Origin of the sequence: Neisseria sp. 19428wB4_WF04 (genome assembly GCF_015235335.1) — a bacterium.
In the GTDB taxonomy this organism is placed as follows: Bacteria; Pseudomonadota; Gammaproteobacteria; order Burkholderiales; family Neisseriaceae; genus Neisseria; species Neisseria musculi.
In genome coordinates this window covers 1-26161 of record NZ_JADGLG010000019.1, presented here as the reverse complement: position 1 = coordinate 26161, position 26161 = coordinate 1, and the positions used below count along the sequence as shown (strand labels likewise).

The window sequence follows — 26161 nt, the reverse complement described above, 5'->3', positions numbered from 1 at the left end:
TTAATGATAAGGTTGTTGCAGCAAACGCAACCCGGCCTGACACACTATAAGGAAAGCCAATCAATGACTATGAATAAAGCTTTTGCATTACCCGTACCCAGCGGACACGGCAGCTTGGAGCAGTATATTCATACTGTAAACAATATTCCCATGCTCACTGCCGAAGAAGAAACCCGGCTGGCAGAGTGCCGGCTGCAGGGCGATCTCGAAGCCGCCAAGCAACTCATTCTTTCGCACCTGCGTGTAGTCGTATCGATTGCGCGCGGTTACGATGGTTACGGTCTCAACCAGGCCGACCTGATTCAAGAAGGCAATATCGGCCTGATGAAGGCCGTGAAACGTTTCGAGCCTGCCCGCGGCGCGCGCCTGTTTTCGTTTGCCGTGCATTGGATTAAAGCCGAAATCCACGAATTTATCCTGCGCAACTGGCGTTTGGTGCGCGTTGCCACCACCAAGCCGCAGCGCAAACTGTTTTTCAACCTGCGCAGTATGCGTAAAAACCTCAACGCTTTAAGCCCTAAAGAAGCGCAGGAAATCGCAGACGATTTGGGTGTGAAACTCTCGGAAGTGCTCGAAATGGAGCAGCGCATGACCGGCCGCGACATCGGCATCATGGCCGACAACAGCGATGATGAAGACAGCTTTGCCCCCATCGACTGGCTGGCCGACAACGATACCGAGCCGACCCGGCAAATCGCCCGAAAAGCCCACTATGCGCTGCAAACCGAAGGCTTGCAAAATGCGCTGGCGCAATTGGACGACCGCAGCCGCCGCATCGTTGAAAGCCGCTGGCTGCAAGATGATGGCGGGTTGACCCTGCACGACTTGGCGGCAGAATACGGCGTATCTGCCGAGCGTATCCGCCAAATCGAAGCCAAAGCCATGCAGAAACTGCGCGGTTTTCTTGCCGAAGAAGCGGAAGCCGTTTAAGCAGGGGCTGTGTGCCGGTATAAATTCAAGTGATTAAAAAGAATATACAAATGCACCCTTTCATGGGGTGCATTTTATATTGAGGCCGTCTGAAAAATAAACTGCCTTCCGATTGCAACCGCTTAATCAAACGGTTTTAAAGCACCGAACCCCGCATCCAATAGGGCTCGGTTTTTTCACGCCGCCTCGGTCTTATCGTGGTTGTGATGGCCGGCCTACGCTGAAACCGCCACAGTGTGCCGGCGTATCTCAGCCCAAAGATAAGTGTTCTGCAAGCCGCTGAAGCGGCACCGCAAACCGGTAAATCCCCGCAACCCGCGTGTATGCCCCATATAAAACCGCATCCCATAATCGGGCGGAGTGTCCGACTATTGGGATGCAGTTTATTTCAGACGGCCTTCTGCTGTTTGGAAAGCCGCATTCAAAATTGAATCTGCAGGCGTTTATACTAACGGTTCCCTGCCGTGTTATAGCGTTTTTCCAGCCATGAAAACAGCCAGCCCAAACACATGGTCATAATCAGATAAATCAGTGCCACAGTATAGAGCGGCGTGTCGTAAATTGAAAACCGCCCTGAGATGGTGGCCTGCACATAGGCCAACTCGGTAACGGCAATCGCCGAGAGCAGCGAGCTGTCTTTCAGCAGCGTGATAAATTCGTTGGCCAGCGGCGGCAGCATGCGGCGCAACGCCTGCGGCAGAATAACATAACGCATAGCCTGCGGATAAGTCAGCCCCAGCGAGCGGGCGGCTTCAATTTGGCCGCGGTCGACAGACTGGATACCTGCGCGGAAAATCTCGGTAATATAGGCACCTGCGTTCACGGTTAATGCCAGTGTGCCGGCAATCAGAGCGCCGTAGTTGCGGCGCAGCTCCACGGCTAAATCACCACTGATCAGCCAGCCGTCTGTGGGGTGGATCAAGGCTACCGCCCACACGAAATACCAAATGAAAATCTGTACATATAAAGGCGTGCCCCGAAACAGCGTGATATATACCCATGAAACGGTGCGCAACAGCCACGCCAGCGCGCACATCAGGGGGTTGCCTTTTTCAAAGCGGGTCAAACGTGCCAGCGCGCCAAACAGGCCCAAAACCGTGCCGCCCAAAGTGGCAGCCACCGTCAGCCCCAGCGTGGTCAGTGCGCCGTAGAGGAACATCTCGCGATATTCGTAGATAATGTCGAAACGGAAATTCATGCTTGGCTTTTCAGAAAACGAAGTAAAGGAAAAGGCGCACGGCCACAATGTGAATTCGGCTATTTTACAAGAAAATACATTTGTTGAGATGATTTATTTCAGACAGCCGGTTTGTCGGGGTGGATACGCTGCGATATGGCGTGGCAGGCTTCATGTACGGCAGGGCGTGGCAAAATGCTGTAACGGTGGCCTGTTAGGGTAATCCAACTGCAACAGAAGGCAGTTGGTGCGTTTGAGCGGCTCCCGAAGAGGTAGCTGTCGGGCAAGGGGCGGCATATGGTAAGCCTGCTTCATTCCGTTGCATTGCTGTGTCTGAACTTGAAGAGAGTGGTTTCGTAAGCCGCTGAAGCGGTAACAGGGCCGGTTCCGTATTGTTTGGATTGCCCGAAGCTTTGCTGCTGTGTACGGAAAATAAAGCGGATTCGTCCTACGCGTACTTGCCGGGTGTTTGGGCCAGACTGGATAAGCATTGTTTTTGAACATTGCAAACGCAGGGTTTGCTATGCCGAATCTGCAGGGCTTTCAGGCCGTCTGAAAGCTGCTGTGGCCGATAAACCGGATTCCCCGCATCACTCGTTGGTGCCGGTATCTTGCCGGGCTGTGCCGCCGTCCATCACGGCTTTGATTTCCTGAAACAGGGCGCGGAAGTTTTTCGGCGGTTTGTTGAGTTCCTGCTCCTTACGGGTGTTGCGGATTAGAGTGCGGAGTTTGCCTGCATCGGCGTGCGGATAATCGGCGATAAAGGCGGTGAGGGCTTCATCGGTGGTAATCAGGCGGCCACGAGCCTGCTCCACCCGTTGCAGAAAGGCGTTGTGGGCGGCGTTGCCGCCGCGCAGTTTGGCTAAGTAGCGCGCGATGGGCTCGGGGTCGGTATCGCGCATCAGGCGGCCGATATATTGCGCCTGGCGCTTGATGGCGCTGTTGGAAGTGATTGTTTTATAGGCTAGAACGGCTTCGTATAAATCTTCGGGCAGGCCGATTTTTTTCAGGGTGTCGCTAGAAAGCCCGGTCAGCTGCATGCCGAGGTCTTGCAGGCCGTCCATCTGTTTTTTCATTTGGGTTTTGCTTACCCGTTCTTGATCGCTGCTGCTCATTGTTTTGGTGTCCGTTGAAGCACTTTCGGCATTTTAGCATAAGCCGCCGCACTATCTTTGTGATAGGTGGAATTTAACTGGGGCCGTCTGAAAACAGTTAAAATACCGCAGCTTTTCTAACAGGAAAATGTATGTTCAACCATAGTCAAGACGAGCTGCTGTCGCTTTGCGGGCAGGCGTTGCAATTGGCGGCGCAGCTGGGGGCCACTGCTGCAGAAGCCGATGTGAACGAATCGCTGGGGCAAAACGTGAGTGTGCGTTTGGGTGAAATCGAGCAAATCGAATACCAACAGGATAAATCGCTCGACATCACGGTGTATGCAGGCCGGCGCAAAGGCCGCGCCAGCACTGCAGATTTCTCGCCGCAGGCATTGCGCGATACGGTGCGTGCTGCCGTGGATATTGCCCGCTATACCGCCGAAGACGAGTGCGCGGGTTTGGCTGATGCGGATTTGATGGCCGGGTATATCGGTGATTTAGACAAATACTATCAGTGGGATCTGTCCACTGAAGAGGCTGTGAACCTTGCCAAACAATGCGAACAGGCCGCACTTGATTATGACCGGCGTATCAGCAATTCGGAAGGCGCGGGTGTGCAAACCGGCCATTACCAATATGTTTACGGCAACTCGCACGGCTTTTGCGCCCACCAGCAAGGCACGCGCCACAGCATTTCCTGCAGCGTGGTGGCCTCAGGCGAAAACGGTATGCAGCGTGATTACTGGTACGATGTCTCCTGCCGTGATGCCGATTTGGATACTCCCGCAAACATAGGCCGCACCGCTGCGCAGCGTACCGTAAGCCGTTTGGGCGCACGCAGTATTCCCACCGGCAGCTATCCCGTGCTGTTTGATACCGGTGTGGCGGGCGGATTAATCGGCCATCTAATCGGCGGCCTGAGCGGCGGCGCGTTATACCGCCAAAGCAGCTTCCTCACCGACAGCATCGGCAGGCAGGTTTTGCCCGATTTTCTCAATCTGCGCGAAGAGCCGCATACTCAGCAGGCATTCGGCAGCACTTATTTCGATGCCGAAGGTGTGGCGACCAAGCCGCGTTTCGTGCTGGAAAACGGCGTGGTGCAGGGTTATTTTTTAAGCAGCTACAGTGCGCGCAAACTCGGTATGCAAACCACCGCCAACGCCGGCGGTGCGCACAATCTTTATCTGAACCACACCCACGCCGGGCAGGCCGGCCTGCTCAAAACGATGGGTACAGGTTTGCTGGTAACCGAGTTGATGGGGCAGGGCGTCAATATGCTTACCGGAGATTATTCGCGCGGTGCGGCGGGTTTTTGGGTGGAAAACGGTGTGATTGCCTACCCGGTGGAGAAAATCACCATCGCCGGCCGCTTGCAGGATATGTATCTCAACATTGTCGGTGTGGCTGATGATGCCCTACCGCGCTCATCAAACAAAATCGGCTCGGTGTTGGTGGAAAATATGACGGTGGCCGGCACTTAGAGTCGGCTATATTCTTGCTAGCCGTCTGTTATTGCTAAATTGGGGAGATTATTGAATAAACAGATTAATCTTGTTTTTATTACCAAGCTGTTTTGAAGTTGGTTTGGAACTATTTGGAGCTATATGATATTTCAGAAAAACAAAAAAACCTGTTTAAATTGGTTTTCAACAGAGGCAGTCCAATATTTTCAGACGGCCTTAAAGCTTAAAGATAGAGACTCGGGAAGTAAAAGGACGAACCAGAGTAATTGCGGGGCATTTTCATTAATATCTACCAAATCTCTATGGCAATGGTTAAACCTATAAATTAAGCCTCTTTCAAATGCAGGTAAACCACATCCTTTTGAGTGTTGTAAAATTGGCAAACTCTCCTTTGTTATAAGGCCCGAAATAATCGATATTGTTAATATGCCTAATATGCCGATTGTTACGGGCAAACTCACTAAGGCCATAATGGATGCAGGCAATGCTTTTTGTCACCTATAGCTGCAAGGCCGTCATATATTACAATCAATATGGTCGTGTATAACTATTGATTAACAGGAGCGGGGCAGTCGCAATTTTTCGGTATAGGCAATTCAAATATTCTGAAAACTGGGATTTTGTCTGATGCACTGCGTCCATGCTTAGCTCTGATACGCAGTGCAGTGTGCCGAAGTAAAGTTTGCCCAATCCGATCATGCCGGATAAAGAAAGTGGTTCTCCAGCACAATAAAGCGATCCTGATTTCCAGATAGGTAAGGATTAATGCCCGGACATTCATTAATGTCCGGGCATTGATTGCGGTTATTTCAACAGCATCGGAAGTGGTTGGATCTAAAGTGAAACAGCAGATTGTTTTTAAATTCCGACTATGGAATATTGCCAAGTTTTGGGTATTTGCTTCCTAGCCGTTTTTATAAAATATCGGCAATGTGTTTGGCTGCACGTTTGGCATCCAGCAAAATCAAGCCCAATTTACCGCTTTCCCGTGCCATCAATGCCAAAACAGCATTGCTTCCTGCCTGGCTCAGTAAAACGTAGCCATGCGATCCTTTCACCATCACTTGATCGAGTTCACCGCAAGCCAGCTCGTGAACGGCACGGTTACCCAATGCCAGCAAAGTTGCAGACATAGCGCCTACACGGTCTGCATTGAGATTGCTGGGTAGTAATGTTGCAATCGGTAAACCATCGGTTGAAATCACTGCAGATGCGGTAATATCAGTAGATGTATTGTTTAAGTCACTTAATACAGAAATCAATAATTGTTCACGCATTTTTTATCCTATCTTGCGAAGTAGCCAAGCCGGTTGGAAAGCCTGCCGAGAGAGTGGTACAGTGTCTGCTTAATGACGCCCGTAACGATTATGCAATACTTTCACCAAAGTAACGAACTCTTCTTTATTTAAATCAGGTATCCCTCCGATAACCAAAATCAGTTTGCTCATACCGACATAAAGAGGGAAAAAAGTTAATTCGCTTTGGCCTGAAGGATCACAGATGCCCCACGCACTATGGTGGATATGTAGGTTGTTTTTAATCAATAACTGGTGCTTATCGACAACGGCTGCAATTTCTCCGGCTAAAACTCCTACTTCCTCTGCTGCTTCGTGATGGAAGCCGGCATTTGCAAAATACAGGCCATTTTCATCTGCCAGCAACGCTTTACCTGAATTTGACAGTTTAGCCAGCAGCTCCGGTAGTTCTTCGTCAGTCAGATTGGTGTCGTTGTTGCCGACATTTTCGTCACCATATAAGAACTCCAAGCGCTGAAGGCGGTAAAGCAGATTTAACGCACTATCAATGTCATTGGTATCTGCCCAAGCCAAGAGTTTTTCGCTACTGATGGTTTCGGCAGGATTTGCCCGCAACAGACCGTATAAAAGTGTTCGGCTGGCACTGGGCGTATCTCCCGAAACCGCATAATATGCACCGGCCGGCGTGATTTTGGGGTACAAATTTGATTGTAAAGAAAGTGTAGATTCCATCTTATACCTCTAATCCCGGATCAATTGAAAAGAGCATTGCACTAACTAATTGTTTGACATCGTCTTCTCGTCGTGCATCTATTTCAAATACCGGTACATTAAAATTATTCTGAGCCAAATATTTTTGATATACATCCACCCCGGGCAAGGAACGGATATCCATTTTAGTAACGCCGACAACTAATGGGGCAGTTTTCAATAACTCACGAAAGGCGTCCAAGAAAAACTGCAAGTCCTTCAAAGGATTGGTTCGAGTGTTATCTAATAGTAAAATCAAGCCCATGCTCCCTTGGCTCAAAATTTCCCACATGAAGTTAAAACGCTCTTGGCCCGGGGTGCCGTATAAATGGACTTTGGTCTCCTCATCCAAACGTATAACGCCATAATCCATAGCAACTGTCGTATAACCTTTACGCACCAAAGTCATATCGGAAGCGTCAGCATCGGTTTGCACCGGCGGTTCGTCAGATAAAGCAGAAATAGCCGTTGTTTTACCCACACCTACGGGGCCGGTAAAAATAATTTTATTCTCTTTCATTATGTAACCCCTTGAATTATTTCTTGCCGATAAGTTTGCGCATCAGACGTTGCAACAAGCTGCGGGGCTGCTCGGCAGACGGACTGACTGCTTTTTGGGCATCTTTACTCATCTGGTTATCGGGAACTTCTCCTCCTACTTTGATACCTTCTGCAGATATATTGGCCGGCTTGTCTTGGTTGGTAAATTCAGCATCGGTAGCCAAAAATCCAGTAACGTAAGTTGCGGCCAAATAGTTGAGAATATCCGGCATTTCCAAAGGCATGACTTTATAAAGAATATTCAGATTGACTGACGTTTTGGTTAAGAATGCCGATAAACGCATAGATTCCGATACCGGAGCCAAGCGGGTTAGATTGGGCCACCGTTTGAGTGTGAACACAGTTTGCGGCGTCATCGGATAAACCAGACGGCCTTGTGCCGTCCAAATGGCCATTTGCCACAAACACGACATAATCGTTACTTTGGCTTTTTCTTTCCACTGGGGATTATCGGGCACTGCTTTGCAGACTACAGTGAGATTGTCGTCTTTACTCAGCTTCTCAAGTTCGGCGGCACTCACAGTCAATAGCACGCGCTGAATAGAGGGGAACACAATCAATACCGGTTTGCCTTCATGTAATACGGCGATATCCTGGCTGCCTTGGCCGGCAAATCTTAAAGCGCCCAGCAAACCTTTCTGAGGATTGAAGCGGTGGATGGTTGCCTTGCGCGTACCATCTGCACCTATGCCTGAAGCTTCCTTTTGTTTTTGTTCGGAAAATTCAAAGATTTCACCACCCTGTGACAGGCTTCTTAAAATAGGAAACAAGGTGTCGAATTTAATCGGTTTGGCCAAGTAAGGAGTAGTAACATTGGGATATTTGGCTGAAAACATAGCTACCGGAATACCGGGGTAGGCCTCTTTTGCTTTTTTCCAACTGGCGACACCCTGTTCGGTATCCGTGTCTACCAAAATCAAATCCGGTTGTTCTGCCGATTCGGCGGTCACGATTTCATAGTTGGTTGTGTTGTGCATTTTAAATGCCATACGGAAAACGGCTTCTTGTTGCTCGCCCATCTCTTGCAGCATAATCCGCACGGTTTTTACTTTCGGTAACGAATTGTCCATCATCGGCACTCTTTAAAAAGTATTTACTGTTTAGAATGTTGATTCACTCGGCGTAACAACCGGCTCATCGCCAAAACAACTTCCTCAGGCAGGCTTGCCACACGCTCGCGGAGCAGGCGTAAGAATTGTTCTAAACGGGACCAATCTTCCGCACGCTCGTAAAGGTCGAACAACATGATATACAGCTGGGATTCTTGTGGGTATTGCAATACTGCCTGCTCCAAAGTGCCGATGGCCTGATCCAATTGACCGTACATCAACAAGGATTCTACTTCTTTAATGGCTTCTTCGGCAGGTGAAGAATTTGCATTGATGAGGGAATCGTCTTTTTGTACCAGGTCACGGTATTTGGATTTCAGTTGCATGGAAGTTGGTTGTAAATAACCTCTTGCCAGTCCGATTTCACGAACTTTCTGTTCAGACGGCCCCCTTTCCAAGTCATCGAATACTTCGTGATACCCCAAGCTGTAACCCCAGCCCAGCATCCGTTCTTTTACCTGACGACCATATTGCCCCAATGTGTAATACAGTTTCCACAAGTGTTTTGCAAATTGATTGACTTCCTCGTTTTGATAATCCAGTTTCAAGGCATCGATAATCAGACTTGCAGGTTTGGTGGATTTTTGAATGGCTTTATTATATTGGCGCAAAGCGGTTTCATAATCTACTTTGCCCCTTAAAATCTTGGCGCTCTTTTCAGGCTTTACAAAACCGATAACAGCGCCCATTTCCTCTTCGGTTACGCTGTCCAAATCGGTATTGCGGCCGATAACGATAGGCGTGCGTTTATCTGCACCCGCGCTATTAATATGGGATGTATTTTCGGTGTTGATGGTCAGTACGGGAGCAGATACTGCCGATTGGATTTCTTCCAAGCTGGTTTTTTCACCGATCTGGCGCGAAACCTCCTGCATATTCCAGCCAAGGCGGCGTTCTGCAATAACACGCAGCTGCAGGTGGGTGGAATTGGCAAGCAACCCTGCTTTCACATATTCGGCCAGGCTTTCTTCAGGCAAAACATTGCCGTGCCGCTCCAAAGTGTCGGCCAACAAATCAATATCGCCTGTGCGCAGGTTTAATCCGATTAATTCGTGTACGAGTTTTTCAGGCGCGCCGTCAGCCAGTCCGTTCAGATAGCCGGCCAGAGAAGCGGCGGCTTTGCTTTCGTAGCCGAACTGTTTGTAAACCTGATACTCGGTTAGCGGATCGACTTCTTGAGCAGATACTGCTGCGGTTGACGTTTCGACTTGCCCTGCGCTATCCCAGCCCCAGTCGCTGTTTTCGGTTTCCGATACCGATTGGGAAACCTGGCTCATCCAATCCGTGCCATCGGCAGCGTGATCCCGACTCTCCAAGCGGCGGCCGGATTCAGACGGCCTGCCTGTTTTCTGCTTTTTTGCATTGCCCGCGCCCTGCTTGTAACGGACAATCAATAAAACGAGCAGAGCCGAAAGCATTACTATAATTAAAAGTGAATAATCCAAAGGATATCTCCCGATACGTGTTGCAGCCCGAACAAATTAATTCAAAACGGATTTCGGTTACGGCGGGCATACATAAAGTAATACTGTCCCCCTAAGTGCATTATAATAACATGATTTAACCGATTATTACATCAAAACGTATCAGCACGTCATTAATGTGGGTATTAATGCAACTCAAACCAAGCTATCGATTCCACATGCGCTGTTTGGGCAAACATATTTATTACTCCCGCTGCTTTGAAGCAGTAGCCTTTGCCGGCCAATACGGCAGCATCTCTGGCCAGTGTGGACGGATTGCAAGATACATAAACTATCCTCTTCGGTAAATAGGGCGCGTGTAAAGCCTGTGTAACGGCATAAGCACCGGCGCGGGGCGGGTCGAGCAGCATTTTATCGAAATATCCCCATTGTGTTACTGTGGCAGGCGTGGTTGCAAACAGATCCGTCTGGCGGAATTTTGCATTCGTGCAGCCGTTTAACGCCGCATTGCTGCGGGCGCGGCGCACCAGATAATCTGCTTCCTCTAGGCCGACAACCTCTGCGGCGCTTTTGGCTATGGGCAAGGTGAAATTGCCCAGTCCGCAAAACAAATCGGCCACGCGCTCGTTGGGCCGGGCATCCAGCAGCCGCAAGGCGCGCCCCACCATCAGTGCGTTCATCTCTGTGTTGATTTGGGTGAAGTCACCGGGGAGAAAAGGCATTTCCACATCAAATTCGGGCAGGCGGTAAGCCGGCTCCGGTGCGTTTTCGGGGCATAGCGGATAAGCTGCTTTTTTGCCGTGCTGTATCCATATCTGCCATTTTCCACCGCTTTGGTTGAGGTCGTCTGAAAACCTTTCGAGCAGCTTGCAGGCGGCTTGTTCGAGCGTTTCCTGCATACAGACATTCAAAACCGTCAGCTGTTCCCCAACGGCACACTCTATATAATTAACCCGTCCGTTTATCTTAACAAAATCCTGCATCAGCCTGTTCAGACCCGGCAGTATGGCAGAAACATGCATAGGCAAAACGGGGCAGCTTTCAATTGCCACGATATGATGACTTTGCTTTTCTCGAAAGCCCACGCGGACACGCCCCTGCTTATCGGCCGACACACTAAAGCGCACTCTGTGCCGGTATCCCCAGGTGCTGCCGTAAACCGGAGGCAGAATCTGCTCGGGGAAGACTTTGCCGATTCGTGATAATTGTTCTTCTAATATTCTTTGTTTAAAGGCAACTTGCGCGCGGGGTGAGGCATGTTGGAGCACGCAGCCGCCGCATGTATTAAAATAACAACACTTGGGTGCAACACGCTCTTCAGACGGCCTGATAATGCTGACCGCCTCTGCTTCGTCAAACTGTTTTTTGCTGCGGATAAGGCGGAACGCCACCCGCTCGTTAGGCAGCGCGCCTTTAATAAAAACCGTTTTGCCGTTAATGCGGGCAACGCCCCTGCCTTCATAATCTATCGAAAGCACATCGGCCGTATTATTGAATTCAATCACCTGCTTCATTTTTTAAGCCGTAAAATACGGGGTGCAACACCGCTCTCGGCGCACCATTAACCAAAAACGGTGTATTTTCTCACAAAAATCTGCGGATTACGGTATGATTCGCGCAGGTTTTACCCCATGAATCATAACAACACAGCTACTTTAACGATGAAAAAAATCAGTTTAGGCCTTATTGCCGCGTCTTTTTGCACTGCCGCAGCGGCCAACACCGCCAACACACCGGTTCCCGACCATCAGCCCGTGTCTGCAGGACAACACGTTGTGATAAATATTCCCCAACAGCGTTTGTTTCTTTATACCGATGGCAAATTAACCAAAGTTTATCCTGTTGCAGTAGGCAAAGCGGCTACACAGACCAATTTGGGCGACCACAAAATCGGTGCCAAAGCCTTCAACCCCACCTGGCATATTCCCAAAAGTATCCAGAAAGAGCGCAACGACGGTGTGAAAACCGTTCCGCCCGGCCCGAGCAATCCGCTGGGGCCGGTGTTTGTGCGCATGGGCGACCCCAAGCTCGGCTTGGGCATTCACGGCACCAATGCTCCGGCCAGCGTGCCCGGTGTGCGCAGCCACGGCTGTGTGCGCATGAAATCGCCCGATGCTTTGGAATTTGCCAAAACCATTACCAGCGGTTCGCCCGCTTCGGTTATCTATCAGATGGCCGCGTTGAACACCGATGCCAACAACAATCTTTGGCTGGCGGCCTACCGCGATCCCTATAACCAAAAAAACCTGAACACCGAGGCGTTGCGCAAAAGCATCGGCACTTGGGCGAAAGCGCACGGTAAAACGATTAACCCCAAGCGGGTGGACGCGGTTTTGAAAAACCGCACCGGCCAAATCAACTGTTTAACCTGCGCCAAAGGCGTGAAATTAAAGGGGTCGCTGCAATCGCTGGCATGGAACAGCGGCTCGGCCGCCCACACCAAGCCGAAAGCGGTACCGCTGCCTGTGCCGGTTCAAGACGAAGTGTTGCCGGCCGGTACGGAAATCGAAGTGGATGCGGGAACCGACAAACCCGTTTTCCGACCCGCTCCCGCTGCACCTGCTTCTGAGCCGGCCACCATAGCGCAACAGCCCCGGGAACCCGAAGCAGCCTACCGACCTGTGCGCCCGGCTCCCCAGCAGTATCGAAAATATCAGGAGCCGACAGATACCTTGTTTTAACTTCGACACGCCCTGCGGTTCCTATTCGGAAGGCCGTCTGAAAGTCTGTTTCAGACGGCTCTGTTTTATCATAGGGAAGAAAATGTCAGCCGGATTCGGGCGGCGGGTCGAAAGGCGGTATATAGCCCATCTCCTTCATTGCGGGATAAGGCAGCAAGCTGCGGACAGCGCGGACAACGGCAAGCCGCAGCAGTGCCATAACGGAAACGAAGGGGATTCACAGACAGCCCGTTTACGGGCGGCGGGCTGAAGAGCGGCGGCAACGGGTTGAAAACGGGTTGTTTTGATGCTTTTTAATTTTCTTGAGCCGTCTGAACCGTTTCAGACGGCCATTCGGTAGGGATGGTTTTCGAACAGGGCTTTCGGATGGTGCCGGTTGCCGGCTGCCGCAGCAGATCCGACTTCAAAGGGCTTACCTATGGCCGTGCAGAGGGGGTGTCGGAAATACGGAAAACGGTGCCAATCGGCATGCCCTGCAACCAAGCAATGCAGCAGGGGTAGCGCCGTATCTGTGTTGAAACTTCAGCCGGTATGCCTGCCATAGGCTTTTTGTGTTTTATCTGTTTTTGTTAGAATGCGGGCGGCGGCACCGCTTGCGGCCGTATTTTAAAACCCTGCAGCCGTTTCAGACGGCCGTGCGCACCACTTGGAGGCAGCCGTCTGAAACCGTTTGACCATGTATAAAATCATCCCCACTGTTCATGTTTTATCGAAGCTCGGCGTGTTGTTTTCCATATTGCTTTTGGTGCCGACCTCTGTATCGTATCTGTTTCTCGATGATGCCCTGCGTGCGTTTGGTTCGACTGCGCTGGTAACCATCATTGCTTCGTGTTCCATATGGCTGCTGACGCGGCAATACCACCGCGAATTGCGCGTGCGCGATGGTTTTACGCTGGTTTGTATGCTGTGGATGGGCTTTGCGCTGGTGGCGGCCGTGCCGTTTTATCTGTATTTCCCCCATATGAGCTACACCGATGCTCTGTTTGAGGCGATGTCGGGGCTGACCACCACCGGAGCAACCGTGATCACCAGTTTGGACACGCTGGCGCCCTCCGTCAACTTTTGGCGGCATATGCTCAACTGGTTGGGCGGCATGGGGATTATCGTATTGGCCGTGGCTGTTTTGCCCATGCTTGGCGTGGGCGGAACTCAGCTTTTCAAGGCTGAAATTCCGGGTATCGACAAAGACAGCAAAATGGCGCCGCGCATCTCCCAAGTGGCGAAAAAACTCTGGCTCACTTATGCCTGCGGCACCTGTGTGGTGTTTTTGGCACTGCATTGGGCGGGCATGGACTGGTTTGATGCTTTCTGCCATGCCATGTCCACCATTTCGTTGGGCGGCTTTTCCACCCATGATGCCAGCATCGCTTATTTCGATTCGCAAATCATTGAATGGATTGTGATGGCGGGCACATTATTTGGTGCTGTTAATTTTGTTACCCATTTTTCAGCTTTCGGCACCCGTTCTCCCCGCCGTTATTGGCAAGACGAAGAATTCCGTATTATCGTTGGCGCACTCTTTGCCAGCATTGCCGCAGTAAGCCTTTATTTGTGGCAAAAGCAATACTACCCTTCTTGGGGAGAGGCCTTGCGCTACACGGCTTTCAATTTTATTTCGGTGAGCCTCTCCAGCGGTTTCTCCAACACCGATTTCGGCTCCTGGCCGCTGATTACCACGCTGTGGATGTTTTTTCTGGCCAACACCCTGCCCAGCTCGGGTTCGATGGGCGGCGGCATTAAAAACGTGCGTGCCATCATTTTGGCCAAGTTCAGCCTGCGCGAAATGCTGCTGCTGCTCCATCCCAACGCTGTGCGCAACGTTAAGGTAAACGGGCGCACCATTCCCGAACGCACCGCACTCACCGTGATGGCTTTTATTTTTGTGTATTTTATGACTGTGGTGCTGTTTACCTTTCTCATGATGGTTGCAGGCATGGATTTTATTTCGGCCTTCGGCGCCGTTACCGCCTGCATCACCAACTCAGGTCCGGGGCTGGGCATGGTCGGCCCCGCATATAATTATGCGGCCTTAACCGATGTGCAGAAATGGCTGTGCACCGCCGTGATGTTGTTGGGCCGTTTGGAAATTTTTACCGTTTTGATTCTGTTTACCCCGCCTTATTGGAAAAAATAAAACCGGCCGGCGGTTTCAGACGGCCGGTATAGAAAAATCCGGCGTGGTTACCCTTTTCGTGGTTTGCCTGAAGACCCCTTTGGAGGTTTTGGGGGAGGGTGTCAAGAATGCCGAAGGGCAGGGGGCTGTTATCGAGAGAGCAGTCAAACATTACGAAACCATCGTTTCAGCAAAAATAAAACAAAAATAAAAGATGGCCGGCATAAAAAGTGTAAACAACCCAACCCTTTCCGGCATCTTAGGCCGTCTGAAAAACTTTTAATACTTCATTGCCGCCACATTTCGATCTGCTGTTTCTGCTGCATCATTTCTTTTCAAACAAAAAGATACCCGGGCAGAACCGGGTATGCCTGGAAGGTTCTGCCATGCCGGCGGATTGTATAAAAATTGTACAAAACCGGTATGGGCAAGCGGCGTAAAGGTATCCCCCATCCAAGCTATGCCCTGCGGCACCTGAGAATGCTGTGCCCCAGCCCCAAGCCGTCAAAGATTTCGACAACGGCAAGCCCGGCATCGGCCACGCAGCGGATCATGTCTTCCGAATGGTAGATTTTGCTGTTGCCGTTGGCCATGGCGGTGAAATACAGGCTGGTTTGGGTCAGACAATAGGCGGCGGTCTCGTATTGCTGTCTGTCCCAAAACGGTTCCATGATGTAGAGGTCGGTGCCTGCGCTCATGGCAGCGGCGGCGCGTTTGAGAATGCCGGTTACTTGGGCTTCGGAGAAACAGTCGAGAAACTGGCTCATCCAAACCGCATCGAAGCCTTGCGGAAACAGCACGTTATCGTCAAGCAGGTCGGCGGGGTGGCCGTGGATGCGTTCTGCGCCCGGGTGTCCTTTCACAGCCGCGCGCATCAGGCTCAGTTGCTGGGGCAGATCCATAACGGTTACTTCGACACTGCAGTTGCGGGCAACGCACTGCAAGGCCCAGCGGCCGGTGTTGCCGCCTACATCGAGCAGTTTTTTCACGGGGCGGGAAAAAACAATGTCTAAGGCTTGGGCAAAGGAGCTGTCGGAATAATAATGGTCGAAAGCCAGCCATTTTCTGCGGGCGTTTTCGGGCAGTTGCGAAAGGCCTTCGTAAATCGTTGTCCAGCCGCCGAACACTTTCAATCCTTCTGGTTTTCCGTTTAACAGCGCGGCCTCCAAATCAAACAAACCCTGATAGCAGACCTCCTGCACAAAATCCATATTGATGCGCGCCGTTTTGTCTTTCAGCAGAAACCAGCCGGCCTTGCTGATGGTGTAGCAGCCGTTTTGAAACAGCACGGTGCCGATAGAAAGCGAGGATTCGAGCAAAACTTGGGCGGCATAGCGGCTCAGGCCGGCGGTTTCGGCAATTTCGCCCAATTCGGCGCCGCCGGGGGAGTGGTGGAGATGTTCGAGTATGCCGGTTTTCACCATCAGCCGCGACACTTGGAAAGCAACGGGGCCGAAGGCGATTTCCTGCGCCAGCCGTTGCGCGGCGCCTGCACTCAGTTGCTCTTGGCTGTAACGTTGCGCCAAATCGGGAAATAGGTTCATGATGTTTCGGGGTTTATGTTTGAATGGAGGGTTGGTGCGAAATGCGGTGCCGGCCGCCATTATCATTACGGTAGGGCGTATCCGATATGGCGGCACACTGCATATAAAGGCCGTCTGAAACAGCCGCCCCTGTCGTGCCTGTGTTTCAGACGGCCAAACAGGGCGGTTTGGGCCTGCTTCAGCAATCAATAACGCCCGGGCACTACGCCCATGCGTTGTTTCAGCGAAGTTTGCGGCCCGTTAAACAGTGAGGCATAGTAGGTGGCGTTGGCCATTACTTTTTTTACATAGTCGCGGGTTTCGGTGAAGGGAATGGTTTCTGCGTAAATTGCGCCTTCCAGCGGGGCGGAATCCTGCCATCTGCGGGCACGGCCGGGGCCGGCGTTGTAGCCCGCCGTTGCCATCACTTCGTTGTTTTGCAGGCGGCGTTTGGCATCGGCCATATACCAAGTGCCCATACGGATATTGCCGTCCATGGTGTAAAGCTCGCTGCTGTCCATGCCGATTTTGGCGGCGATTTCGCGGGCGGTGGCGGGCATCACCTGCATCAGCCCTTGTGCACCCACGCTGGACTGCGCGCCCAGCATAAAGCGGCTTTCTTGGCGGATCAGCCCATACACCCATGCGGGATCCACTCCCGCCTGATCGGCGTAGCGCACGGTAGTGTCTTTAAACGGCGAAATATAGCGCAGGTTGTAGTTGAGCTTGGTGTTGGTGCGCTCGGCGCTGTTGACGGCCATTTCGTAAAACTGGTTGTCGTATGCCAGTTGTGCGGCGGCGAGCAGCAAGTCTTCACCGGCACCCCTGGTGGCATAACGCCATTCGGCCTGCGACTGGCGGCGCATTTTCCAGTCGCCGCTGCTTTGGCTGGCTTTAAACAGGGTAAGGGCGCGGTCGATGGCACCGTCTTCGGCCAAATGTCTGACATCGCTTTTCGAAACTTCGCCCACATTGTTGCGGGTGCTGACACGCCGTCCCAACTCTTCGCCAGCCATCAAGGCATAAAAATTGCGGCCGCTGGCGGCAGCTTTTTCATACAAAGGCACCGCTTGGCTGCGGTTGCCTTGTGCGGCGTAGCTGCGGGCGAGCCAGTATTGCCAGGCCGGATCATTTTGCAGTTTGGCCGGCATGGCGGTGATGATGCCGGCCAACTCGTTCCAGCGTTGCAGGCGCAGGGCGGCGCGGGCATACCATTCAAACTGTTCGTTGCTCAGTTGGCTGCGGTCGGCGCGGCTGAAATAATTTAACGCCGCAGCCATGTTTTGGCTTTGCGCCTGCATATGGCCGAGCACGCCCCAAGCAAAGCCGGCCTGCTCGCGGCTCAGGCTGGCCTGCATATTTTCGAGCGTGTGGGCCGATGCGGTGCTTTTTTTGGCAGTGTTGCCGATTACGCTGATCAGGCTGTATTCCTGTGCGCCCTGCCCCCCGCTTTCAAACGGGCTGCCGAGGGCGGCGGCCAGATTGCGGGCATCGGTGAGCTGGTTGTTGCTGATCAGGCCGCGCACGCGCCGCCAAGCGTCTTTCTGATTCAGACGGCCTGAAGCGGCGGCGGCCTCCACCAGGCGGGTGCAGCCTTGCGGCAGGCGGTTGATTTCTTTAACCAGCTCGGCGGCAGATGCGGTGTGGTTGCCGCTGCCCAATTCGGCGTAGCATTGCACTTCCTGCGCGCGGCCGGCCGGGTCGAGTTTGGCGTATTGTTGGTTGAACTGTGCCCATTGGCCGCGTCTGCCCAGGCTCTTGAGCCATTCGTTGCGCACGTCTTCCGCCATTGCGCTTTCGCCGGCCTGGCTGAGAAATTGGGCAGGCAGGGTGTTGTCGTCTTGTTTGGCGGCGGCCAGTGCGCTTTGATAGAGGCTGTAATCGGCCAGCACTTTGGCCGGGGCTTCGGCGGCGCGTGCGGAAGGGCGCGGCATGTCGCTGCGTTTCACCGGCTCGACAGGTTGCTCGTGTGAGGAGCAGGCGGCCAGTATGGCGGCGGCCAGCGCGGTTAAAGTGAATGTGAGCGTGCGTTGCAAGGTCATGATTCGGCCTTTCGTTGGTATGCTTTCGGGGAGGGCTGATTTTAAATGATTTGGGTGCGGGTTTGAAATCCGGCGGCAGTATTTACATTTCATGCGGCTTCTGCCATACGGTCCGCTTGCCGGTAAAGGTTTTCAGACGGCCGGTATTGTGTGCAGGCCGTCTGAAAACGGGGCGCAAGGTGTATTCCGGTATTTTGCCGCGCAAAACCGTTACCGGCGATGTCTCTGAAGTCGGGCTGCCGGTTATTCGAACCCGGGTTTGAGTTTGTCGCTGGCGGCCAGTGCGCTTGATACGGCCTCCCGGTTTTGCTGCTCCCGCTGCCGCTCCAGGCAGTTTTGCACATAATCCAAATGGCGGCATGCGGCCTGGGAGGCTGCGGCGGCATTCTGCTGCGCGATGGCGGTAAAAATGGCTTCGTGCTGCGCCATCAGTTGCGCATACATATCGGGCATGCCGAACATATTGCCCAGATTGCGTTTGGTTTGACCGGTGAGCAGGCGCAGCAGGCCGTCTGAAAGGCGGGTGAATAAAATATTGTGTGCGGCTTCGGCTACGGCCTGGTGAAATGCCGCATCGGCAGCAGATTGCCGGTCCAGATTGTTTTGGGCGTAGGCTTCGCGCAGCTTGGCCAGCCAGCTTTCCATGCGCGCCAAGTCGGCTTCGGTGCGGCGTTGGGCAGCAAGGGCGGTCAGCATCCCTTCGATGCCGCGGCGGAAATCGAGCACTTCGCTTTCCATGTTTTCGTGTGCGTCAATCAAATCTTCCCAGCCGTAATGGAAGGTTTCTTCAACATTGCCAGAAACATAGTTTCCATCGCCCTGCCGCGTATTCAGCAGGCCGCGGGTTGCCAGTATGTGCAGCGCGGTGCGCAATGATTGGCGCGATACGCCGAACTCTTCGGCCAAACGGCGTTCGGGCGGAAGTTTGCAGCCGATAGGGTACACGTTTTGTAAAATCCGCTCCTCCAAAACAGAGGCAATCTGCATGCCGATGGCGGGTTGTTTGATATTGGCGGCGGTTTTGTCGGGCATAATTCATACCTTAATCAATTTTCTTCATTCCGTTTTTTAACGGCAGCCAATCCAAGACGCTCGGGGCTTGCTTGACCATTTATTTATTATTGAATACCCGCGCGCAGGGAAAGGCCGGATAAAGCGCGAAATGATTGTACCGTAATCTTTTCGCTGCCTGCTTGAAAATCAGCAACCCGTTGCCTGATTTATTTTTTTCGGCAGCACTTGACCGGTTACACGTCATTACGTAAAGTAAGGTTAGTTTAACAAAATTGGTCTGACCAATAAACCAATGATGAACCAAACCAACCCTACCCCTGTTTACGGCAGCAAACCTGCCGATGTGTATTTTTTCGGCACCTGCCTTTTGGATATTTTCATGCCCGAAGCCGGCATGGATGCGATTACGCTGCTCGAGCAGCAGGGCGTGCGCGTGCATTTTCCGATGGAACAAAGCTGTTGCGGCCAGCCGGCGTTTTCTTCCGGCCACCCCAAAGATTCGTTTGAAGTGGCCAAAGCGCAGCTGGATTTGTTTCCCAACCCGTGGCCGGTGGTGGTGCCCTCCGGCTCGTGCAGCGGCATGATGAAACACCAATGGCCGCTGATGTTTAAAGACAGCGTTTACGAGCGGCTGGCCAACGATGTGTCCGAGCGCGTGGTGGAATTTACCCATTTTCTGCTGGCCATCGGCTACGAGCCGCAAGACAAGGGCGGTGCCGTCAAAGTGGCGGTGCACACTTCCTGCGCGGCGCGGCGCGAAATGGGCGTGCATCTTTCGGGCTGGGCGCTGGTAGACAAACTTGCCAATGTGGAGCGGGTGGTGCACGACCACGAAAGCGAATGCTGCGGTTTCGGCGGCACATTTTCGGTGAAGCATCCCGATATTTCCGGCGCGATGGTCAGCGACAAAGTGGCCGCGCTCAAAGACACGCAGGCGGTGGAAATTGTGAGTGCCGATGCGGGCTGCATGCTCAATATCGGCGGCAAAATCGCCAAAGACGAACCCGGCATGCCCAAGCCCAAACACATTGCCACGTTTTTGCTCGAACGCACGGGAGGCAAAGCATGAGCGCACGCGAAAATATTTTGGCCAAACTGCGCCTTGCGGCCGCCGTGCCGATGAAAGAGCCTGAAACGGCGGCTTACTATCAGGAAATGACCCCGCATTGGGAAAGCGAAGCAGGCCGTCTGAAACATTGGGCGGCCGCCATGCGGGCGGTAAAAACCGAAATCCATTGGGTGCGCGCCGGCAATTGGCCGCAGATGCTGGTGAAGGTGGTGCAGGAAAAAGGCCTGCGCAACATTCTGCTGCCGCTGCAAACCGAACACGGCCGCCTGGCCGCCGCTGCCGCAGAAGCCGCCGGCATCGAAGTGAAAGCCTTCGAGCGGCCGATCGAAGATTGGAAAGACGAATTTTTTGCCGACATCGATGCCGGTTTTACCGATGCACACTGCGGTATCGCCCATACCGGCACGCTGGTGTTGCGGCCGTCTGAAAGCCAGCCGCGCAGCCAAAGCCTGGTGCCGCCCGTGCATATCTGTCTGTTTGATGCGGTCAAAATGTATAACGATTTTTACAGCGCCATGCAGGGTGAAAACATGGCCGCCGGCATGCCCACCAACGTAGTGTTGGTGTCCGGCCCCTCGAAAACCGCCGATATCCAGCTCACGCTGGCCTACGGTGCGCACGGCCCTCGCGATATGGTGGTGCTGGCGGTGCTGCCCGAGCATATCGCCGAAGCAGATTTGGCCGGCTGACCGGGCTTCCCCGACAAACCACACGATATTTTTCAGACGGCTCCAACCACCCGGGCAGGCCGTCTGAAACAGGCAAAAGAACACTATGAACACGCAAACGATTCATTTCCACCCCAAGCCGGAAACCTTCAAGCAAAACGCTGTGGGCGCGCTGGCCGATGCCCCGTTGCGCAAAAGCCTGCGCACCGCCATGGATATGCTGATGACCCGCCGCAAAGGCGTGTTGTCCGATGATCACGAGCTTCAGGCACTGCGCACCCTGTGCGAACACATCCGCCAACGTTCGCTCTCCCGGCTGCCTGAGCTCTTGGAAGAGTTGGAGGCCAACCTGACCCGTTTGGGCGTAAAAGTGCATTGGGCGGAAACCCCCGATGAAGCCTGCCGCATCATCCACGGCATTGTGGCGCAAAAAAACGGCCGCCTGATGGTGAAAGGCAAGTCGATGGTGAGCGAAGAAATCGAACTGAACCACTATCTCGAAGAAAAAGGCATCAGCGCAATCGAAAGCGACTTGGGCGAATACATCGTACAGATGGCCGGTGAAAAGCCCACCCACATCGTGATGCCCGCCATCCACAAAACCAAGCAGCAGGTGAGCGAACTCTTCCACAACCACCTTCACACCGCGCCCACCGATGATGTGGACGAGCTCACCGGCATCGCCCGCCGCGCCCTGCGCGATATTTACCGTACGGCCGATGTCGGCCTCTCGGGCGTGAACTTTGCCGTGGCCGAAACCGGAACCCTGTGTTTGGTGGAAAACGAAGGCAACGGCCGTTTGACCACCACCGTGCCGCCCGTGCACATCGCCATCACCGGCATCGAAAAAGTGGTGGCGAAGCTCTCGGATATTCCGCCGCTTTACAGCCTGTTGCCGCGCAGCGCCATCGGCCAGCCGATTACCACCTATTTCAATATGATTACCGGCCCGCGCCGGAGTGCCGAACTTGACGGCCCGCAGGAAATGCACCTGGTGCTGCTCGATAACGGCCGCAGCCAAGCCTATGCCGACAAACAAATGCGCCAAACCCTGCAGTGTATCCGTTGCGGCGCGTGCATGAACCACTGCCCGGTTTATACCCGCATCGGCGGCGCGGCCTACGGCACCACTTATCCCGGCCCCATCGGCGAAATCATCTCGCCGCACCTGATGGGTTTGGAATCCACCAAAGATTTGCCCACTGCTTCTTCATTGTGCGGCGCGTGTGCCGAAGTCTGCCCCGTGCGGATTCCGATTCCCGATTTGCTGATACGCCTGCGCGAAGAAGCGCAACGCGCACCCGGTGAAAAAGTCGCCCATCCCATGCGCGGGCAGGGCGCATCGCACAATTTGGGCGAACAGCTCGCCTGGCGCACGTTTAACGGCATTTTCGGCCGGCGCAAAGCATACCGCACATTCGGCTGGGCTGCGGCCAGACTACGCTCGCTTACCCCGTCCAAACAGTTGGGCTGGACACAGCACCGTGTGCCGTTGAAACCGGCCGCCAAAACCCTGCATCAGTTAGTGGCCGAAAAATTCGGCAAATAAATTTTCAGACGGCCTGCCAACCTTATGGCCGGCCGTCTGAAAAAAACGTTCCGGAAAACCAGTGGTTTTTCGGGCAGCACACCGCACACCGCCTTCCATCCATTCGGGCGGCATGAGGGATAACAACATCTGTGATTTCGGAGATTGATTAATGGATACTTGGGTTCAAAACTATACGGCAGTAGGCGACAGCCTGGCGCTGACTGCCGCAGCAGCGCTGTTGCCGATTATTTTCTTTTTCGTTGCCTTAACCATTTTGAAAATGAAAGGTTATTTGGCCGGCTTTTTCACGCTGCTGATTTCTATTTTGGTCGCCATATTTGCCTACGGTATGCCGGCAGGCATGGCGGTTTCGTCTGCCCTGTTTGGTTTTGCCTATGGCTTGTGGCCGATTGCGTGGATTATCATTACTGCCGTATTTTTATACAAAATCACTGTAAAAACCGGCCAGTTCGACATTATCCGTTCGTCTGTTATTTCTATCACCGAAGACCAGCGTTTGCAGATGCTGCTGGTGGGCTTCTCGTTTGGTGCCTTCTTGGAAGGCGCGGCCGGTTTTGGTGCGCCGGTGGCGATTACTGCCGCTCTGCTGGTCGGCTTGGGTTTTAACCCCCTGTATGCCGCCGGTTTGTGCCTGATCGCCAACACCGCGCCGGTTGCTTTCGGCGCGATGGGTATCCCGATTATTGTGGCAGGCCAAGTATCCGGTTTGGATGCTTTCCACATCGGCCAAGTGGCCGGCCGCCAACTGCCGATTTTATCGATTATCGTGCCGTTTTGGCTGGTGGCGATGATGGACGGTGTACGCGGTATCAAACAAACCTACCCGGCTATTTTGGTGGCAGGCGTATCGTTTGCCGTTACCCAATTTATTACGGCCAACTTCATCGGCCCCGAGCTTCCCGATGTAACTTCTGCGTTGGTGAGCTTGATTTGCCTGTCGTTGTTTCTGAAAAAATGGCAGCCGTCTGAAATTTTCACTTTCCAAGGCATGAAAAAACCGGAAGCCCGCAAAGGATCGGAATACACTACCGGCCAAATCATCAAGGCATGGTCTCCTTTCGGTATTTTGACTGTGTTTGTGAGCCTGTGGACGATGAAGTCATTGAAAACTTTCTTAGACAGCTTCAGCCTGATTAAAATCGAATGGCCGGGCCTGCACAATCTGGTGATGAAAGCCGCCCCGATTGTTGCCGAACCCAGCCCTTATGAGGCCGTTTACAAACTGAACCTGTTGAGTGCGGTGGGCACCTCTATTCTGTTGGCCGCCATCGTAACCATTATCCTGCTGAAAATGAAACCTGCCGAAGCAGTAAAAACATTCGGCGAAACCTTATATGAATTGCGTTTCTCTATTCTTTCCATCGGTTTGGTATTGGGTTTTGCCTTTGTGGCCAACTATTCCGGCCTGTCTTCTACGCTGGCATTGGTGTTGGCCGGCACCGGCGCGGCATTCCCGTTCTTTTCGCCGTTCCTGGGCTGGTTGGGCGTGTTTTTAACCGGTTCGGACACTTCCGCCAACGCTTTGTTCGGTTCGCTGCAAGCCAGCACCGCCAACCAAATCGGCATTACTCCCGAACTGGCGGTGGCTGCCAATACTACAGGCGGCGTTACCGGTAAAATGATTTCCCCCCAATCCATTGCCGTTGCTTGTGCAGCCGTGGGCTTGCAGGGCAAAGAGTCCGACCTGTTCCGCTTTACCGTGAAACACAGTATCGTTTTCTGCACCTTTGTCGGCATCCTAACCGTTTTACAGGCATATGTATTGCCGTGGACACTGATTTTCTTTAATAAATAATCTTTGCCCAAAATACACTTAAGTTGGCAAAATCGCTGAAAGCCACATACAGGGTTTTCAGCGATTTCTTGTTATATAAGCATAAAAATACCTGCTGTGCCGTTAAAACATCTGAATCAATACGGCAGCAAAATGGTCTGCAAATAAATTTCTGGGTGTGGTATATGGTACAACCCAACCTAATTTCCCCCTTTTCTCCCGCTTTTACAGGGAACCCGCTTCATTTTTGATATAGGAAGCAAGGCAGTGCGGAATACGCGTTGGCGGCTTACGAAAAACTTTTCTCTTTAAGCACGGCTCCGCAATGCCATACGGAAATTGCGAACGGATTGAAACGGGAAATGGGTTTTTTCAGATTTGAAACCGTTACTGACCGGGCAGCCTGTTTGTGTTTTATGATACCGCCCGTTGTATTAAGTTTACAAAATTATAAAGTTTGTTACGTTTGTCATATAATTTAAATTTCTTTTTTTTGGCGTTTTCTTTTGTTTTTTTAAAATTGCTTTTGTGTTTTTTTTGTTATTTGGATTTTTGTGGGTGAAAATTTCATTTATTGGTTTAATTTGAGATGGCGCTTGGTGGGCGGTGGAAAGCCGCTCCCTGCTTTTTAATGATTAATATTGATATAAGCTATTGTTCAGGATACGATATACTCCAACTGCTTAGTTTGGGAATGTTTGCAAAGTAGGTTGATAACTGATTGAACGGCAGAATGCCTGCTATTATTTGAAATTGAATATTTTGATTAACCAACAGAATAACAGAATATGCTGAGTGCCATTATTGTTGAAGATGAAGTATTAGCGGCAGAGCGTTTGCGGGTTCTGCTGGAAGAGTGCAATGTTGTTTTGCTGAAGATTTTCCATCATGCCCAGCCTGCCTTGGATTGGTTGGGGGTTCATGAAGTGGACATTGTATTTGCCGATATCGGGCTGCCCGAAATTACCGGGTTGGATTTTGTCGAGCGAATCAAGCGGGTGGCGAAAAAACAGCCCGAAATTATTTTTACTACAGCATACGAAGAACATGCCTTGCGTGCTTTTGAGCTGGCTGCTGCCGATTACCTGCTCAAGCCGATTAAGGTTTCGCGCCTGCAAACGGCATTGGAGCGTTTGAATGAGAAACACCGTGAAAAAGCCGATGATTTCACCCATTTCAAAGTGTTCAACCGCAACCGTATGGTAGAAATTCCGTGGCAGCAGGTGCGCTATCTGTTGGCCGAGCATAAAACGGTATTTTTATTTACCGGCGACGGTCAAAGCTACGAGTTGCCGAAAACGCTGGTTTATTGGGAAGAGTTGTTGGGCGAAAAGATTATCCGTATCCACCGTAATGCATTGGTGTTCCGCCACACCTTGGATTGTTTGATCCGCTTGGACGGCGGAGAAGAGGATGACAGCAACGCCACTTGGGGAGCGCGCATTTTAGATGTGGAGAAACCTTTGGCGGTCAGCCGCCGCCAGTTGGCCGCTATCCGCAAAATTCTGCGGAAAAGCTGAAATCAGGTTTGGATGCGAACTGCTCCGTATCCTCTGTATCGGCATAGGCCATTAAAACCGGCACCAAGCGGCGGATTGCAGGCGGCATGTGCGGTATAACAAGGAAAGCCGAAGCCGTAATGATTTTAAAGCGGAGGCTGTTAAACCGGGGTATCCCCGGAGCGGTATATGGTTGTTGGTAGAGAGGCCGTCTGAATATTTTCAGACGGCCTCTTGATATATTGCACTCTATTTTCCAATCTTCAAAATTTTTAAATTCCATTGCTTTGAAAATGGGGCGTTTTGGTATTCTCTTTTGACCTTCTCTTTTGTTGTGTTAAATATCGTGCAAAACTGAGCCAGGGAAACGGGGAGTTGTGCTCCAAAATTGAGCCACTCTCCGTTTGTTATAAACTGCTCCGCTTTATCACACAGCGGAGCCCAACCTGGATGTTATGCATG

General features: G+C 52.3%; 23 protein-coding genes. 9 read left to right on the top strand and 14 right to left on the bottom strand.

The window, feature by feature from the left end; translation table 11 throughout:
• The first annotated feature begins 69 nt into the window (after positions 1-69).
• The gene (rpoH, locus tag IR141_RS05930; RefSeq protein WP_135034739.1) at positions 70-930 is read left to right on the top strand and encodes an RNA polymerase sigma factor RpoH; all 861 of its coding nucleotides are present in this window, start codon (positions 70-72) and stop codon (positions 928-930) included.
• 448 nt (positions 931-1378) lie between these two features.
• Here rpoH and IR141_RS05925 read toward each other — a convergent pair whose 3' ends face one another.
• Together IR141_RS05925 and yjgA are read right to left on the bottom strand one after the other, a co-directional pair.
• On the bottom strand, positions 1379-2128 hold the full coding sequence (locus IR141_RS05925) for an amino acid ABC transporter permease (protein ID WP_135034722.1): 750 nt from the start codon (positions 2126-2128) through the stop codon (positions 1379-1381).
• A 569-nt stretch (positions 2129-2697) separates the two neighbouring features.
• Positions 2698-3222: a ribosome biogenesis factor YjgA gene (yjgA, locus tag IR141_RS05920; RefSeq protein WP_135034721.1), complete on the bottom strand. Its 525-nt coding sequence runs from the start codon at positions 3220-3222 to the stop codon at positions 2698-2700.
• A 131-nt stretch (positions 3223-3353) separates the two neighbouring features.
• Here yjgA and pmbA point away from each other — a divergent pair, with 131 nt between their 5' ends.
• On the top strand, positions 3354-4682 hold the full coding sequence (gene pmbA / locus IR141_RS05915; RefSeq protein WP_135034720.1) for a metalloprotease PmbA: 1329 nt from the start codon (positions 3354-3356) through the stop codon (positions 4680-4682).
• A gap of 896 nt (positions 4683-5578) precedes the next feature.
• Here pmbA and IR141_RS05910 read toward each other — a convergent pair.
• The 6 genes from IR141_RS05910 to rlmD form a co-directional block, all read right to left on the bottom strand.
• Positions 5579-5941: a roadblock/LC7 domain-containing protein gene (locus tag IR141_RS05910; protein WP_135034719.1), complete on the bottom strand. Its 363-nt coding sequence runs from the start codon at positions 5939-5941 to the stop codon at positions 5579-5581.
• 69 nt (positions 5942-6010) lie between these two features.
• The gene (locus IR141_RS05905) at positions 6011-6652 is read right to left on the bottom strand and encodes a peptidase M23 (RefSeq protein ID WP_135034718.1); all 642 of its coding nucleotides are present in this window, start codon (positions 6650-6652) and stop codon (positions 6011-6013) included.
• Between the two features lies 1 nt (position 6653).
• Positions 6654-7190 carry an ATP/GTP-binding protein gene (locus IR141_RS05900; RefSeq protein ID WP_054617398.1) on the bottom strand — a complete coding sequence of 179 codons (537 nt, stop codon included), beginning with the start codon at positions 7188-7190 and terminating at the stop codon, positions 6654-6656.
• 16 nt (positions 7191-7206) lie between these two features.
• Positions 7207-8301 (bottom strand): response regulator, encoded by a 1095-nt coding sequence (locus IR141_RS05895; RefSeq protein WP_135034738.1) that lies wholly within the window; start codon positions 8299-8301, stop codon positions 7207-7209.
• Positions 8302-8324: 23 nt separating this feature from the next.
• Positions 8325-9758: a M48 family metallopeptidase gene (locus IR141_RS05890; protein ID WP_135034737.1), complete on the bottom strand. Its 1434-nt coding sequence runs from the start codon at positions 9756-9758 to the stop codon at positions 8325-8327.
• 191 nt (positions 9759-9949) lie between these two features.
• Complete coding sequence (gene rlmD, locus IR141_RS05885; RefSeq protein ID WP_135034717.1) at positions 9950-11278, bottom strand: 23S rRNA (uracil(1939)-C(5))-methyltransferase RlmD; 1329 nt, start codon at positions 11276-11278, stop codon at positions 9950-9952.
• Positions 11279-11425: 147 nt separating this feature from the next.
• Between rlmD and IR141_RS05880 the strand changes: the two genes are divergently transcribed.
• Positions 11426-12445 (top strand): L,D-transpeptidase, encoded by a 1020-nt coding sequence (locus IR141_RS05880; protein ID WP_135034736.1) that lies wholly within the window; start codon positions 11426-11428, stop codon positions 12443-12445.
• Positions 12446-13121: 676 nt separating this feature from the next.
• Complete coding sequence (locus IR141_RS05875) at positions 13122-14579, top strand: TrkH family potassium uptake protein (protein WP_135034716.1); 1458 nt, start codon at positions 13122-13124, stop codon at positions 14577-14579.
• Positions 14580-14837: 258 nt separating this feature from the next.
• Here IR141_RS05875 and IR141_RS05870 read toward each other — a convergent pair whose 3' ends face one another.
• The 5 genes from IR141_RS05870 to IR141_RS05855 all read right to left on the bottom strand — a co-directional run bounded on the left by IR141_RS05870 (position 14838) and on the right by IR141_RS05855 (position 19155).
• Positions 14838-15011 (bottom strand): hypothetical protein, encoded by a 174-nt coding sequence (locus IR141_RS05870; RefSeq protein WP_167743066.1) that lies wholly within the window; start codon positions 15009-15011, stop codon positions 14838-14840.
• Between the two features lie 5 nt (positions 15012-15016).
• On the bottom strand, positions 15017-16102 hold the full coding sequence (locus IR141_RS05865) for a methyltransferase (protein WP_135034715.1): 1086 nt from the start codon (positions 16100-16102) through the stop codon (positions 15017-15019).
• 185 nt (positions 16103-16287) lie between these two features.
• The gene (locus IR141_RS05860; protein WP_135034714.1) at positions 16288-18123 is read right to left on the bottom strand and encodes a lytic transglycosylase domain-containing protein; all 1836 of its coding nucleotides are present in this window, start codon (positions 18121-18123) and stop codon (positions 16288-16290) included.
• Between the two features lie 82 nt (positions 18124-18205).
• Positions 18206-18328 (bottom strand): hypothetical protein, encoded by a 123-nt coding sequence (locus IR141_RS13805; protein ID WP_255518798.1) that lies wholly within the window; start codon positions 18326-18328, stop codon positions 18206-18208.
• Between the two features lie 38 nt (positions 18329-18366).
• Positions 18367-19155 (bottom strand): FadR/GntR family transcriptional regulator, encoded by a 789-nt coding sequence (locus tag IR141_RS05855; protein WP_135034713.1) that lies wholly within the window; start codon positions 19153-19155, stop codon positions 18367-18369.
• A gap of 274 nt (positions 19156-19429) precedes the next feature.
• On the opposite strand from IR141_RS05855, the gene IR141_RS05850 reads away from it, so the two are divergent.
• From IR141_RS05850 to IR141_RS05840, 3 genes are all read left to right on the top strand, one after another.
• A complete protein-coding gene (locus tag IR141_RS05850) occupies positions 19430-20206 on the top strand; it encodes a (Fe-S)-binding protein (protein ID WP_187000645.1) in 777 nt (258 codons plus the stop codon).
• Positions 20203-20895, top strand: a complete 693-nt coding sequence (locus IR141_RS05845) for a lactate utilization protein C (RefSeq protein WP_135034712.1) — start codon at positions 20203-20205, stop codon at positions 20893-20895. Before IR141_RS05850 ends, IR141_RS05845 begins: the two co-directional genes overlap by 4 nt.
• Before the next feature lie 85 nt (positions 20896-20980).
• Positions 20981-22423: a LutB/LldF family L-lactate oxidation iron-sulfur protein gene (locus IR141_RS05840; protein ID WP_135034711.1), complete on the top strand. Its 1443-nt coding sequence runs from the start codon at positions 20981-20983 to the stop codon at positions 22421-22423.
• Here IR141_RS05840 and IR141_RS05835 read toward each other — a convergent pair.
• Positions 22397-22552, bottom strand: coding sequence for a hypothetical protein (locus IR141_RS05835; protein WP_167743063.1), 156 nt, complete (start codon positions 22550-22552; stop codon positions 22397-22399). The genes IR141_RS05840 and IR141_RS05835 overlap by 27 nt on opposite strands.
• A gap of 22 nt (positions 22553-22574) precedes the next feature.
• On the opposite strand from IR141_RS05835, the gene IR141_RS05830 reads away from it, so the two are divergent.
• Together IR141_RS05830 and IR141_RS05825 are read left to right on the top strand one after the other, a co-directional pair.
• Positions 22575-24221 carry a lactate permease LctP family transporter gene (locus IR141_RS05830; RefSeq protein WP_135034710.1) on the top strand — a complete coding sequence of 549 codons (1647 nt, stop codon included), beginning with the start codon at positions 22575-22577 and terminating at the stop codon, positions 24219-24221.
• A gap of 767 nt (positions 24222-24988) precedes the next feature.
• The gene (locus IR141_RS05825) at positions 24989-25720 is read left to right on the top strand and encodes a LytTR family DNA-binding domain-containing protein (RefSeq protein WP_135034709.1); all 732 of its coding nucleotides are present in this window, start codon (positions 24989-24991) and stop codon (positions 25718-25720) included.
• Positions 25721-26161: the final 441 nt, after the last annotated feature.

Excerpts from the sequence above, each read along its gene's own strand:
- rpoH (WP_135034739.1), top strand. The coding sequence starts at position 70 with ATGAATAAAGCTTTTGCATTACCCGTACCCAGCGGACACGGCAGCTTG.
- IR141_RS05925 (WP_135034722.1), bottom strand. The coding sequence starts at position 2,128 with ATGAATTTCCGTTTCGACATTATCTACGAATATCGCGAGATGTTCCTC.
- yjgA (WP_135034721.1), bottom strand. The coding sequence starts at position 3,222 with ATGAGCAGCAGCGATCAAGAACGGGTAAGCAAAACCCAAATGAAAAAA.
- pmbA (WP_135034720.1), top strand. The coding sequence starts at position 3,354 with ATGTTCAACCATAGTCAAGACGAGCTGCTGTCGCTTTGCGGGCAGGCG.
- IR141_RS05910 (WP_135034719.1), bottom strand. The coding sequence starts at position 5,941 with ATGCGTGAACAATTATTGATTTCTGTATTAAGTGACTTAAACAATACA.
- IR141_RS05905 (WP_135034718.1), bottom strand. The coding sequence starts at position 6,652 with ATGGAATCTACACTTTCTTTACAATCAAATTTGTACCCCAAAATCACG.
- IR141_RS05900 (WP_054617398.1), bottom strand. The coding sequence starts at position 7,190 with ATGAAAGAGAATAAAATTATTTTTACCGGCCCCGTAGGTGTGGGTAAA.
- IR141_RS05895 (WP_135034738.1), bottom strand. The coding sequence starts at position 8,301 with ATGGACAATTCGTTACCGAAAGTAAAAACCGTGCGGATTATGCTGCAA.
- IR141_RS05890 (WP_135034737.1), bottom strand. The coding sequence starts at position 9,758 with ATGCTTTCGGCTCTGCTCGTTTTATTGATTGTCCGTTACAAGCAGGGC.
- rlmD (WP_135034717.1), bottom strand. The coding sequence starts at position 11,278 with ATGAAGCAGGTGATTGAATTCAATAATACGGCCGATGTGCTTTCGATA.
- IR141_RS05880 (WP_135034736.1), top strand. The coding sequence starts at position 11,426 with ATGAAAAAAATCAGTTTAGGCCTTATTGCCGCGTCTTTTTGCACTGCC.
- IR141_RS05875 (WP_135034716.1), top strand. The coding sequence starts at position 13,122 with ATGTATAAAATCATCCCCACTGTTCATGTTTTATCGAAGCTCGGCGTG.
- IR141_RS05870 (WP_167743066.1), bottom strand. The coding sequence starts at position 15,011 with ATGGGGGATACCTTTACGCCGCTTGCCCATACCGGTTTTGTACAATTT.
- IR141_RS05865 (WP_135034715.1), bottom strand. The coding sequence starts at position 16,102 with ATGAACCTATTTCCCGATTTGGCGCAACGTTACAGCCAAGAGCAACTG.
- IR141_RS05860 (WP_135034714.1), bottom strand. The coding sequence starts at position 18,123 with ATGACCTTGCAACGCACGCTCACATTCACTTTAACCGCGCTGGCCGCC.
- IR141_RS05855 (WP_135034713.1), bottom strand. The coding sequence starts at position 19,155 with ATGCCCGACAAAACCGCCGCCAATATCAAACAACCCGCCATCGGCATG.
- IR141_RS05850 (WP_187000645.1), top strand. The coding sequence starts at position 19,430 with ATGATGAACCAAACCAACCCTACCCCTGTTTACGGCAGCAAACCTGCC.
- IR141_RS05845 (WP_135034712.1), top strand. The coding sequence starts at position 20,203 with ATGAGCGCACGCGAAAATATTTTGGCCAAACTGCGCCTTGCGGCCGCC.
- IR141_RS05840 (WP_135034711.1), top strand. The coding sequence starts at position 20,981 with ATGAACACGCAAACGATTCATTTCCACCCCAAGCCGGAAACCTTCAAG.
- IR141_RS05835 (WP_167743063.1), bottom strand. The coding sequence starts at position 22,552 with ATGTTGTTATCCCTCATGCCGCCCGAATGGATGGAAGGCGGTGTGCGG.
- IR141_RS05830 (WP_135034710.1), top strand. The coding sequence starts at position 22,575 with ATGGATACTTGGGTTCAAAACTATACGGCAGTAGGCGACAGCCTGGCG.
- IR141_RS05825 (WP_135034709.1), top strand. The coding sequence starts at position 24,989 with ATGCTGAGTGCCATTATTGTTGAAGATGAAGTATTAGCGGCAGAGCGT.